Annotated in this window: 2 protein-coding genes; both read left to right on the top strand. The window is 74.4% G+C overall.

What is annotated here, in order from left to right:
- On the top strand, nucleotides 1-7,428 hold a 7,428-nt coding region (locus tag ETD83_RS31600), incomplete at its 5' end, for a type I polyketide synthase (protein ID WP_138648868.1).
- Nucleotides 7,429-7,439: 11 nt separating this feature from the next.
- Nucleotides 7,440-14,035: type I polyketide synthase (locus ETD83_RS31595; protein WP_138648867.1), on the top strand; the 6,596-nt coding region annotated here is incomplete at its 3' end.

Genomic DNA, 14,035 nt, shown 5'->3' with positions numbered 1-14,035 from the left:
CCCCCAAAACAAGGTGCTCGGCCCCCACGGAGCGCGACACCCCTCGACATCACCGGCTTGTACGAGCGCCTCCTAGCCCAGGGATACGACTACGGTCCCGCCTTCCGGGGTGTCCAGGCCGCGTGGCGGGACGGCGACGACCTCTACGCCGAGATACACCTGGCACCCGACCAGCAGGCCCAGGCATCGCAGTACGGACTTCATCCGGCGGCGCTGGACGCGGCCCTCCACCTGGCCGTCCTAGACGACGACGGCGATGGCGCTGCCCCGCGTCCGCCCCGGCTCCCCTTCACCTGGGCCGGTGTCACGCGCCATGCCATCGGTGCGTCGGCCCTGCGGGTCCGGCTGAGGCCGGTGGGGGCTGACACGGTCGCCCTGGAGATCACCGACCTCGACGACGCCCCGGTGGCGTCGGTCAAGGCGCTGACCCTGCGCCCGGCGGCCCTGCGGGACTCGTGGTTCACGGTCGAGTGGAACCCTGTGCCGGACGGCGCCGCCGCCGATGCCCCCGAGACGGTCGTCCACGAGGTCACCGGCGACGAGCCGCACGCTAACGCGCGCGAGGTGCTCGGCGTGCTCCAGGAGTGGCTGGCCGAGGATTCCCAGAGCGACCGGCGTCTCGCCGTGGTCACCACCGGTGCGGTGGCGGTCGCCGCCTCCGACAAGGTGCCCGGGCTGGCCGCGGCGCCGGTGTGGGGCCTGGTCCGTTCCGCGCAGTCGGAGCATCCCGGCAGGTTCGTGCTCGTCGACACCGACGATCCGGCGTCCGACACGGTCGCCCGGGCGCTGGCCACCGGCGAACCCCAGGTCGCGGTGCGCCAGGGGTCCCTCTACGTCCCGAGGCTGGCCCGGGCGGCGGACGCCCCGTCCCGCGCCATCCCGGCTCTGGCGGGGACGGTGCTCGTCACCGGCGGCACCGGCACCCTCGGCCGCCTCGTCGCCCGCCACCTAGTGACCCGCCACGGAGCCCGCCACCTCCTGCTGGTCAGCCGCACCGGCCACGACGACGCGCTGAAGACCGAACTGACCGCGCTCGGCGCCGAAGTCACCATCACCGCCTGCGACGTCACCGACCGCGACGCGCTCACCCACCTCCTCAACACCCTCGACCACCCCCTCTCCGCCGTCATCCACACGGCCGGAGTCCTCGACGACGCCACCGTCACCGCGCTCACACCCGACCAGCTGAACCGAGTCCTGCGTCCCAAGGTCGACGCAGCCCTGGTCCTGGACGAACTCACCCGCGACCTTGACCTGTCCGCGTTCGTGCTGTTCTCCTCGGCGACCGGGATCCTCGGCAGCCCCGGCCAGGGCAACTACACCGCCGCCAGCACGTTCCTGGACGCCCTCGCCGCGCGCAGGCGCTCCGCCGGGCTGCCCGCCGCCTCGCTCGCCTGGGGGCTGTGGGGCGAGACGGGCGGCATGACCGGCCATCTGAGCGAGCGCGACCTGGAGCGGGTGAGACGGGGCGGCCTGCTGCCGCTGGCGACCGGCGACGCCCTCGACCTCCTCGACACCGCCCTCGCCGGTGCCCCGCCGCTGGCGGTCCCGGCCAGGCTGAACCTCGCGGCGCGGACCCAGGACGGGGCCGTTCCCCCGCTGCTGCGGGGGCTCGTGCGGGTCCCGCGGCAGCCTCGCGCGGCCGCCGTCTCCGGGGAGCCGTGGGCGCGGCGGCTCGTCCCGCTGCCCGCCGCCGAACGGGACGAGCTCGCGCTGAGCCTGGTGCGCGCCGAGATCGCCGAGGTACTCGGCCACGCCTCGCCGGACACCGTCGAGACCGGCCGCGCCTTCAAGGACCTGGGGTTCGACTCCCTCACCTCGGTCGAGCTGCGGAACCGGCTGAGCACGGCGACGGGGCTGCGGCTCGCGGCCACCGCCGTGTTCGACCATCCGAGCCCGGGCGCCCTGGCCGCCCACCTCCTCACCGAGGCACTGGGCGCCGCTCCCGAGGCCGTGCGGGTGACGGCGGCGGCGCCGTCCGCCGAGCCGATCGCGATCGTGGGCATGGCCTGCCGCTATCCCGGGGGCGTCGCCTCGCCGGAGGGGCTGTGGCGGCTGGTCTCCGAGGGCACCGACGCCGTCGGCGCGTTCCCCGGCGACCGCGGCTGGGACCTGGACGGCCTCTTCGATCCCGACCCCGACCATCCGGGGACGTCCTACGCGCGGGAAGGCGGGTTCCTGTACGACGCGGCCGAGTTCGACGCCGGGTTCTTCGGGCTCTCGCCACGCGAGGCCACCGCGATGGACCCGCAGCAGCGGCTGCTGCTGGAGATCGTGTGGGAGGCCGTCGAACGCGCCGGAATCGACCCGCTGTCGCTGCACGGCAGCGACACGGGCGTCTTCGCCGGGATCATGTACGGCGACTACGGAACCCGCCTGAAGCAGGCTCCGCGCGAGGTCGAGGGCTATCTCGGCAACGGCAGCCGCGGCAGCATCGCCTCCGGCCGCATCGCCTACACCCTCGGGCTGGAGGGGCCGGCCGTCACCGTGGACACGGCGTGCTCCTCGTCGCTGGTCGCGCTGCACCTCGCGGGGCAGGCGCTGCGCAACGGGGAATGCTCGCTCGCCCTCGCGGGCGGGGCCACCGTCATGGCCACCCCCGCCACGTTCGTCGAGTTCAGCCGGCAGCGCGGCCTGTCGCCGGACGGCCGGTGCAAGGCGTTCGCCGCGTCCGCCGACGGCACCGGCTGGGCGGAGGGGGCGGGGATGCTCGTCCTGGAGCGGCTGGACGACGCCGTCCGCAACGGGCACCCGGTGCTGGCGGTGGTCCGGGGGTCGGCGGTCAATCAGGATGGTGCCAGCAACGGCCTGACCGCGCCCAACGGCCCCTCGCAGGAACGCGTCATCCGCCAGGCGCTGGCCGCCGCCCGGCTCGGTCCGGCCGACGTCGACGCCGTGGAGGCGCACGGCACCGGCACCCCTCTGGGCGACCCCATCGAGGCGCAGGCCCTGCTCGCCGCCTACGGGCAGGACCGGGACGCGGACCGTCCCCTGTGGCTGGGGTCGCTGAAGTCGAACATCGGCCACGCGCAGGCCGCGGCCGGGGTCGGCGGCGTCATCAAGATGATCCAGGCGATGCGGCACGGCGTCCTCCCCCGGACCTTGCACGCCGACGAGCCCTCCCCGCACGTGGACTGGGACGCGGGAACGGTGCGGCTGCTCACCGAAGAGCGTCCGTGGACGACCGAGACGGGCAGGGCTCGCCGCGCGGGCATCTCCTCGTTCGGCATCAGCGGCACCAACGCCCACGTCATCATCGAGCAGCCGGACATCACGCCGGAGCCGGACGACGACGCCCCGGAGCCGGGCGACGGGTCGTCCGCGCCTGGCATCGGCGCCGTGCCACTGTTCGTCTCCGGGCGGGACGAGCCGGGGCTGCGGGCCCAGGCCGAGCGGTTGCATGACCGGCTGGCCGGAGACCCCGGCCTCTCCCTGACCGACGTCGGTTACTCCCTGGCCACCACCCGGGCCGCGCTCCCCCACCGCGCCGCCGTCGTCGCAACCGACCGTACCGAGGCCCTGCACGGCTTGGGCGCCCTCGCCCGCGGGGAGACGGCACCGCATGTCGTTCTGGACACGAGCGCGGCACCGTCCGGTAAGACGGCGTTCCTGTTTCCCGGGCAGGGCAGCCAGCGCCCGGGCATGGGCCGCGAGCTGTACGAGCGGGTACCGGCCTTCGCGCGGGCGCTGGACGAGGTCTGCGCCCACTTCGAGGCCGAACTGGACCGTCCGCTGAGGGACGTGCTGTTCGCCGCGCCGGACACCCCCGACGCCGGCCTGCTGCACCAGACCGCCTACGCCCAGCCGGCCCTGTTCGCCATCGGGACCGCCCTCTTCCGGCTCGTCGAGAGCCGGGGCCCGGCACCCGGCCACCTGCTCGGGCACTCCATCGGCGAGATCACCGCCGCGCACGCCGCCGGGGTGCTGTCCCTCCCGGACGCCTGCACGCTCGTCGCCGCCCGGGGCAGGCTCATGCAGTCCGCCCGGGAGGGGGGCGCGATGGCCGCGCTCCAGGCGTCGGAGGAGGAGGTCCTGGAGTCGCTGGACGGATACGGGGACGCGGCCGCCATCGCCGCCGTCAACGGCCCCCGTTCGGTGGTCGTCTCCGGCGACGAGGCCGCGGTCCGCGAGATCGCGGAGGTGTGGCGGGCCGAGGGCCGCAAGACGAGGCGGTTGCAGGTCAGCCACGCGTTCCACTCGCCGCACATGGACGAGGTGCTGGAGCCGTTCCGCGCCGTGGCCGAGCGGCTCACCTTGCAGGAGCCGCGCATTCACGTCCTCTCCAACGTCACCGGTGAGCCCGCCACTGCCGCGCAGCTGCGGTCGCCCGCCTACTGGGCGGAGCACATCCGCCGGCCCGTCCGCTTCCACGATTGCGTGCGGTTCCTGGAATCCCACGGGACCACCGAGTTCCTGGAGCTGGGCGACGGCGTGCTCTCCGCGATGGTCCAGGACTGCGCGGCGGGCGAGACGGGCGCGGTCGTCCCGCTGCTGCGGGCGGGGCGCTCCGAGCCCGGCACCGCGACGGCGGCGCTGGCCCTCCTGGCTCTGCGGGGTCACGCCTTGGACCCGGCGGAGGCGTACCCGGGGGGCCGCGCGATCGAGCTGCCCACCTACGCCTTCCGCCGCAGGCGCTACTGGCTCGACGCGCCGCCGGTCCCGGGGGACGCGGCCGGGCTCGGGCTCCGCGCGGCGGACCATCCGCTGCTGGGCGCCGCGGTCCGGATCGCCGACCGGGACGCCCACCTGTTCACCGGCTGGATCTCCCTGCGGACCCATCCGTGGCTGGCCGACCACACGGTGCGGGGCTCGGTGCTCGTGCCCGGCACCGGGCTGCTGGAACTCGCGCTGCACTGCGGGGAACACGTCGGCTGCGAGCGGGTGGAGGAACTGACCCTGACGGCCCCGCTGGCGATCCCCGAGAACGGCGGCGTCCAGGTGCAGGTCGTCGTGGCCGAGCCCGACGCCTCAAACGGGCGGCGGCTCGACGTGTACTCCCGCCCGGACGCCGAGGGCCCGGAGGCGGCCTGGGCACCCCTCGCCAATGGACGGCTGGTGCCTGCGGCCGACGAGACGCCTTCGGAGCCCGCGCAGGTGTGGCCGCCGATGGACGCCGTCGAGATCGAAGTCGGCCGGGTCTACGAGCGAGCGGCGGCCGTGGGGCTGGGCTATGGCCCGGCGTTCAGCGGGCTGCGCCGCCTGTGGAAGGCGAAGGACGAGGTGTTCGCCGAGGTGGCGCTGGACGAGGACGCGCAGTCGGACGCGGACGGGTTCGTACTTCATCCCGCCCTGCTGGACGCGGCCTTGCACCCGTTGCTGCCCGGCCTGCTGGACGCTGACACACCGGCGCGGCTGCCCTTCGTCTGGAGCGGGGTGCAAATGCATACGGCGGGTGCGACCGCCCTGCGGGTTCGCATGGCCTTCACCGGTGCCGACACCGTGTCCCTCACCGTCACCGACCCCGCCGGGGTGCCGGTGGCCCATATCGACTCCCTCTCCCTGAGGCCCCTGGCCCAGGACGATCCGGCCGCCACGTCCGACGACGGCCTGTACGCCCTCGCGTGGCCCGCGCTGGAGACCACCGGCTCCCGTCCGGCCCTCCCCCGCTGCGCCGTGATCGGCGGCGACGCCCACGGCCTGGATCTCGGCCCCTCAGCAGAGCGGTACGCGGACGTGGACGAGCTCCTGGCATCGGACACGATGCCGGGCGTCGTGGTGGCGCCACTGACGGGCCGTGGCGACGGCGACGATGACGTCCCGGCGGCGGCCCGGGCAGCCGCCGCCCATGTCCTGACCCTGATCCGCTCCTGGCTGGCCGAGGAACGGCTGGCCGCCTCCCGGCTGGTCCTGCTCACCCGCGGCGCGGTGGCCGCCCACGACACCGACCGGGTCGAGGATCTGGTCCACGCGGCCGTCTGGGGCCTGGTCCGCTCCGCCCAGTCGGAGCACCCCGGCCGTTTCACACTCATCGACACAGACGGCTCTAAAGGGCCGGCGGCCGAGCTGGTGACCTCGGCGGAACCGCAGTTGGCCTGGCGCGACGGGCGGGCACTCGTGCCCCGGCTGACCCGCGCCCGCGCCCGCGCCGGGCACGATGACGGCACCGGGCACGGCAAGGGCACCGGGCGTCCCGCCTGGGACCGGGGCACCGTGCTGATCACCGGGGCCACCGGGGCGCTCGGCGGCGTCCTGGCCCGGCACCTGGCGGCCCGGCACGGCGCCCGCCACCTGCTGCTGGTCAGCCGACGCGGCGAACACGCCCCTGGGGCCGATGAGCTGCGCGAGGAGCTAGTGGAGCTGGGCGCCGAGGTGACGTTCGCCGCCTGCGACGCCGCCGATCGCGAGGCGCTGGCCGCCGTGCTGGCGAAGATCCCCGACGACCTTCCGCTGACCGCCGTCGTGCACACCGCGGGCGTCCTCGACGACGGTGTCATCGAGACGATGACCGGCGAGCGGCTCGACCGCGTCCTGCGTCCCAAGATCGACGCGGCCTGGAACCTCCACGACCTCACCGCCGGCCGCGACCTCACGGCCTTCGTGCTGTACTCCTCGCTCGCCGGGGTGCTGGGCACGGCGGGCCAGGCCAACTACGCCGCGGGCAACGCCTTCCTCGACGCCCTCGCCGCCCACCGCCACGCAAGGGGGCTGCCCGCCACGTCCCTCGCGTGGGGCCTGTGGACGGAGACCAGCACCCTGACCGGGCATCTCGGCGGCGTGGACCGGCAGCGCATGTCCCGCCTGGGACTGGTTCCGCTGTCGTCCACCGAGGCCATGGCGATGTTCGACGCCGCCCCGGCGGCCGCGCGTCCCGCCCTCGCCCTGGCCAGGCTCCGCCCCCACCCGGGGATCGAGGCACCGCCCGTGCTCAGCGGCCTGCTGCCCGCGCCCCGGCGGCGGCGTTCGGCCGCCGCCACCGCAGGTGGCGCCGCGGAAGCGCCGCCGCTCGCCGAGCGGTTGAAGGGCCTCCCGCGGGCCGATCAGGAGCGCGCGCTCACCGATCTCGTGCGCGCCCACGTCGCGGGGGTCCTCGGGCACACCCACGCGGCCGGGACGGCGGACGACCGGGCGTTCCGGGACATGGGCTTCGACTCGCTGACCGCCGTCGAACTCCGCAACCGGCTCAACACCGAGACCGCCCTGCGCCTGCCCACCACCCTCGTCTTCGATCACCCCACCCCGCACGCCCTGACCGCCTATTTGCGGGAGCGGCTGGAGCTGGACGACGGGCCGGCCGGCGCGTCCGTCCTCGCGGAACTCGACCGCGTCGAGGCGGCGATCCACGCGGCGGGCGGCCTCCGCGACGGCGTCACCGCCCGGCTCCGGGAACTGCTGAAGCTGGCGGAAACGGCCGCCGAGGCGACCGCCGACAAGGATCTCGATTCCGCCACCGACGACGAGCTGTTCGCACTCGTCGACGAACTGGAGTGAGCTGAGCGCACGTGGCTGACAAGGACAGACTCCGCGAATACCTCAAGCGGGCCATCGCCGACGCGCGGGAGGCCCGCAGGCGCCTGCGCGAGGTCGAGGACAAGCAGCACGAGCCGGTGGCGATCGTGGGGATGGCCTGCCGCTACCCGGGGGACGTCCGTACGCCGGACGACCTGTGGCGGCTGGTCGCCGACGGCCGGGACGCCGTCTCGGGGTTCCCCACCGGGCGCGGCTGGGCACCGGATCTGCACGATCCCGACCCCGAGCGGCTCGGCAAGTCCACGACCGCGCGCGGCGGCTTCCTCCACGACGCAGACCTGTTCGACGCGGACTTCTTCGGCCTGGCCCCGCGCGAGGCGCTCGCGGTGGATCCGCAGCAGCGGCTGCTGCTGGAGACGTCGTGGGAGGCGATGGAGAACGCGAGCTTGGACCCGGAGTCGCTGCGCGGCAGCCGGACCGGGGTGTTCGTCGGCGTGATGTACAGCGACTACGGTTCGCGCCCGAACCTGCCGCGGGAAGGGGTCGAGGGGTACCTGTTCAGCGGCAGCGCGGGCAGCATCGCCTCCGGCCGCCTCGCCTACGCGTTCGGCCTGGAGGGCCCCGCCGTCTCCGTCGACACCGCGTGCTCGTCGTCGCTGGTGGCGATGCATCTGGCCGCGAACGCGCTGCGGCGCGGTGAGTGCGCGCTGGCGCTCGCGGGCGGCGCGACGGTCATGTCGACGCCGACGGCGTTCATCGAGTTCTCCCGGCTGCGCGGCCTCTCACCGGACGGCCGGTGCAGGTCGTTCGCCGACGACGCCGACGGCACCGGATGGGCCGAGGGCGTCGGCGTGCTGGTGCTGGAGCGGTTGTCGGACGCGGTGCGGAGCGGCCACCGGGTGCTGGCGGTGCTGCGCGGGTCGGCGGTCAACTCCGACGGGACGTCCAACGGCCTGACCGCGCCGAACGGCCCGGCCCAGGAGCGGGTGATCCGCGACGCGCTGGCCGCGGCGCGGCTGGCCCCGAGCGACGTCGACCTGGTGGAGGGGCACGGGACCGGCACACGGCTCGGTGACCCGATCGAAGCCCAGGCGGTGCTGGCCACCTACGGCCGGGACCGGGAGGCGCCGGTCTGGCTGGGGTCGCTGAAGTCCAACCTGGGCCACGCCCAGGCGGCCGCCGGGGTCGGCGGGGTCATCAAGGTGATCGAGGCGATGCGGCACGGCACCGCGCCGAAGACGCTGCACGTCACGACGCCGACACGGCACGTCGACTGGTCCTCGGGCGCGGTGGAACTGCTCACCGAGGCCCGGCCCTGGCCGCGCGGAGACCGGCCGCGCCGCGCCGCCGTGTCGTCGTTCGGTTTCGGCGGGACCAACGCGCACGTCATCATCGAGGAGCCGGAGGCCGCCGACCCGGAGCCGGTGCCCGCGACGAGGCCGCTCCCCTGGGTGGTGTCCGCGCGCACGCCGGAGGCGCTCGCCGAGCAGGCCCGCAGGATCGCCGGCGCCGCCCCGGCGACCGAGGACGCGGCGTTCACCCTCGCCACCCGGACGCCGATGGAGTACCGCGCCGCGGCCGTGAGCACGGCGGAGCTGCCTGAGGCCGTGCCGGTGAGATCGGCGGGCGGGCGGACGGCGTTCGCGTTCACCGGGCAGGGCGCGCAGCGCACCGGCATGGGCCTGGAGCTGGCCGACGCGTACCCGGTCTTCGCCGCGGCGTTGGACGAGGTGTGCGGCGCGTTCGGCACCCGGGTGCGCGAGGCGATCGCCTCGGGTGCGGGACTGGACGGCACCGAGCTGGCGCAGCCCGCGCTGTTCGCCGTCGAGGTGGCGCTGTTCCGGCTGCTGGAGTCCTGGGGCGTCCGGCCCGACGTGCTGGTCGGCCATTCGATCGGCGAGCTCGCCGCCGCCCATGCCGCGGGCGTGCTCTCGCTCGCGGACGCGGCCAGGCTGGTGACCGCGCGCGGCGACCTGATGGGCGCGCTGCCGCCCGGCGGGGCGATGCTGGCGGTCGAGGCGTCCCCGGACGAGCTGGACCTGCCCGGCGACGTGGCGGTCGCGGCGGTCAACGGCACGCGGTCGATCGTCCTGTCCGGCCCGCGGGACGCCGTGCTCGCGTTCGAGGGGCACGGGCGGCGGACCAGGCGGCTCACGGTCAGCCATGCGTTCCACTCGCCGCTGATGGAGCCGATGCTGGACGGTTTCCGGGAAGTGGCCGCCGCGCTCACCTACCACGAGCCGCGGATCGCGGCCGTCTCCACGGTCACGGGACAGACCGCCGACCAGTGGACCGGCCCGGAGTACTGGGTCGGACAGGTACGCGCCACCGTCCGGTTCCACGACGCCCTGGGCACGCTCCTCGCCGAAGGCGTGCGCACGCTGGTGGAGATCGGCCCGGACGCCGTCCTGACCGGTATGGCCGCCGCCGCCACGGACGACCTGCGGACGGTGCCGCTGCTGCGGGCGGGCCGGTCCGAGCCCCACGCCATCGCCGAGGCGCTCGGCGCGCTCTACACCCACGGGGTCCCGGTCGACTGGCGCGCGGTCTTCCCCGACGCCCGTCCCACCGAAATGCCCACGTACGCGTTCCAGCGCAAGCGGTTCTGGCTCGAACCGGCCGGTGGCGGCGACGTGACGGCGGCGGGCCTGCGGTCGGCCGGGCACCCGCTGCTCGGCGCGTCCGTCGACCTGGCCGACGGAACGTCGACCGTGCTGACCGGCAGGCTGTCCACCGGCGCCCACCCGTGGCTGAACGACCACCGCGTCCTCGACACGATCGTCGTGCCCGGCACCGCCCTGCTCGAACTCGCCTCCAGCCTGGCGCCCCTCACGGAGCTGACCATCACCTCCCCGCTCGTCGTGCCGGACGACGGCGCGGTCGATGTCCAGGTCGTGATCGACGGCGACGCGATCGAGGTGTTCTCGCGCCGCGGCGACGAGCCGTGGACCCGCCACGCCGTCGGCACGGCAGGCGAGACGGGCGGAGCAAATGAGGCGGGCGACGGCTCCTACGGCGACCTGTCGGTGTGGCCGCCCGAGGCAGCGGAGCAGATCGACGTCAGCGGCGCCTACGAGGGGCTCGCCGATCACGGATACGGCTACGGTCCCGGCTTCCAGGGCCTGCGCCGTGCGTGGCGGCGCGGGGAGGAACTCTTCGCCGAGGTCTCCCTCCCGGACGAAGTGGGAAGCACCGCCGGTTTCGCGGTGCACCCCGCGTTGCTCGACGCCGTCCTGCACCCGTTGCTTCCGGGCGTCACCGGCGACAGGCCCGCGAACATACCGTTCTCCTGGACGGGAGTGCGCTTCCACGGCGAAGGCTCCATGGCGCTCCGGGCTCGGATCGTCCCGCGGGGAACCGAATCGGTCTCCCTGCTCGTGACCGACGGTGCCGGGCATCCGGTCCTGACCGTGGACGAGCTGGTGCTGCGGCCCCTCACCCGCCCGGCGCCGGGAAGCGGTCTGCTGTTCCGCCCGACGTGGCGTCCGGCGCGCATCACCCCGCGCCCGCAGCCGCTGGTCCTCGCGCACGTCGACCCGGGCGAGGGCGACGTGCCCGAGCGGGCCCGCCGCGCCGTCCACGACACGCTGTCCGCGCTGCGCGACTGGCTCTCCGGCGAACGCGCCGAGCGGCTCGCGCTCGTCGTCCGCGACGACCTCGCCCACGCGGGCGTCCGTGGCCTGGTACGCAGCGCCCAGACCGAGCATCCCGGCCGGTTCGTCCTCGCCGACCTGGTGGACGGCGACGCCGAGGCACTGACCCGCACCGACATCGGAGACGAGTCCCACGTGCGGATCAGCGGCCGCGAGATCCTCGTGCCCCGGCTGGCCCCCGTCGCCCGTTCCGCCGGGGAGGGGCCCCGGTGGGACGAGGGGACCGTCCTCATCACCGGTGCGAGCGGAACGCTCGGCTCGGCGCTGGCACGGCACCTGGTCGCCCGGCACGGCGCGCGGCGGCTGCTGCTCGTCAGCCGCAGCGGCACCGGCCCCGACATCGAGGGCGCCGAGGTGATCAAGGCGTCCTGCGACGTCACCGACCGCGCGGCGCTCGCCGGGCTTTTCGACCGCCACCGTCCCTCCGCCGTCGTCCACGCCGCGGGAGTCCTCAGTGACGGGACCCTGACGGGAATGACCGCCGACCGGCTGGACGAGGTGCTGCGGCCGAAGATCGACGCGGCGTGGCACCTGCACGAGCTGGCGGACGAGGTGTCGGCGTTCGTGCTCTACTCGTCGATGGCGGGCCTGCTCGGCGCGGCGGGACAGGCCAACTACGCGGCGGGCAACGCCTTCCTCGACGCCCTCGCCGGACACCGGCGCTCCCTCGGCCTGCCCGCCGTGTCGCTGGCCTGGGGACTGTGGGAGACCGGCAGCGCCATGTCCGAGGGGCTGTCGGAGACCGACCGCCACCGGATCGGCCGCCTCGGGCTGCGCCCCATGAGCACCGACGAGGCCCTCGCCGCGTTCGACGCCGCCACCGCCGCGGACGAGCCCGTCCTCGCCGTGACCGCCGTGGACCGCGTGGTGCTCCGCACGGCCGACCACGTCCCCCCGATGCTGCGGGGCCTCGCGCCCCGCCGGCGGGCCGAGCGTCCGAGCCTCGCGGGCGAACGGCTGGAGGCTCTGTCCGGAGCCGACCGGTCGCGGGCCCTGCTGGACCTGGTCCGCACCCATGTCGCGGCCGTCCTCGGCCACCAGGAGCCCGCGAGCGTCTCCGCCGACCGGCCGTTCACCGATCTCGGCCTCGACTCGCTCACCGCCGTGGAGCTGCGCAACCGGCTCGCGAAGGCGACGGGACGGCGGCTGCCCAGCGGCCTGGTGTTCGACCATCCGACGCCCGCCGAGCTCGCCGAGCACCTCGCGGGCACAACGGCCGCCACGGCACCGCGGACCACCCCGCGGCCGGACGATGAGCCGGTCGCGATCGTCAGCATGGCGTGCAGATACCCGGGCGGCGTGCGATCCCCCGAGGACCTGTGGCGGCTCCTCATCGACGAGCGGGACGCGATCAGCGGCTTCCCGGACGACCGCGGCTGGGACCTGGAACGGCTCTACGACCCCGACCCGGATCGTCCCGGCACCAGTTACGTGCGCGAAGGCGGATTCCTGCACGATGCGGGCGAGTTCGACGCGGAGTTCTTCGGTATGTCGCCGCGTGAGGCACTGGCCACCGATCCGCAGCAGCGGCTGCTGCTGGAGAACGCCTGGGAAGCGCTGGAACGGGCCGGGATCGACCCCCGCTCGGTGCGCGGCAGCAACACCGGCGTGTTCACCGGCCTGATGTACCACGACTACGGCACCGGCGGCCCCGTCCCCGCCGAACTGGAGGGCTACCTCACCGGCGGCACCTCCGGCAGCGTCGCCTCCGGCCGCGTCGCCTACACCCTCGGGTTGGAAGGCCCCGCGATCACCGTCGACACGGCCTGCTCCTCGTCGCTGGTCGCACTGCACTTGGCCGCTAACGCGTTACGACGCGGAGAATGCGACCTCGCCCTGGCCGGCGGCGCGACCGTGATGGCCACCCCCACGGTCTATGTCGACTTCTCCCGCCAACGCGGCCTGGCCCCCGACGGACGCTGCAAACCCTTCGCCGAAGCCGCCGACGGCACCGGATGGTCCGAAGGCGTCGGCGTCCTCCTGTTGGAACGGCTCTCCGATGCCCGGCGCAACGGCCATGAGGTCCTGGCCATCGTTCGCGGTTCGGCCGTCAATCAGGACGGCGCGTCCAACGGCCTCACCGCACCCAACGGCCCCTCGCAGCAGCGCGTCATCCGCCAAGCACTCACCCAAGCCCAGCTCCAACCGTCCGACATCGACGCGGTCGAGGCACACGGCACCGGCACCCGGCTGGGCGACCCCATCGAAGCCGAGGCTTTGTTGGAGGTCTATGGCGGTCGGGAACACCCGTTGTGGCTGGGTTCGGTGAAGTCGAACATCGGGCATGCGCAAGCAGCGGCCGGGGTCGGCGGAATCATCAAGATGATCGAGGCGATGCGGCACGGCGTCTTGCCCCGCACCCTGCACGTCGACGAACCCACCACCCACGTCGACTGGACCGCAGGCGCCATCTCACTGCTCACCCAAGCCCATCCCTGGCCCGACACCGACCACCCCCGCCGCGCCGGGATCTCGTCCTTCGGCATCAGCGGCACCAACGCCCACATCATCCTCGAACAACCACCCGCCACACCCGACCAACCCGACACCACCGACAAGCCCGAGCCGTCCGAGCCGTCCGGTCTGCTGCCCTGGGTGATCTCCGCACGCGGCACCCACGCCCTACGCGCCCACGCCACCCAACTACGGGCCCTGGCCGATCAGCCCGACACCGCGCTCAGCCAAACCGACTACGACGTCGGCCACACCCTGGCCACCTCCCGCTCCACCCTCACCGACCGGGCCGTCATCCTCGCCACCGACCGCACCGAGCTCCTCACCGGCCTGCACGCACTGCAACACGACCAGCCCGCGCCCAACCTCATCACCGGCCACACCACCACAGCCCCCCGCACCGCGTTCCTGTTCACCGGACAAGGCAGTCAACGCCCCGGCATGGGCCGCGACCTCTACGCCACCCAACCCGTCTTCGCCGCCGCCCTCGACGAAGTCTGCGACCACCTCAACCCCCACAC

Origin of the sequence: Actinomadura soli (assembly GCF_005889715.1) — a bacterium.
Taxonomy (GTDB): domain Bacteria; phylum Actinomycetota; class Actinomycetes; order Streptosporangiales; family Streptosporangiaceae; genus Spirillospora; species Spirillospora soli.
Note: the sequence above shows the minus strand (reverse complement) of the source record. Positions and strands in the feature narration are given on the sequence as shown.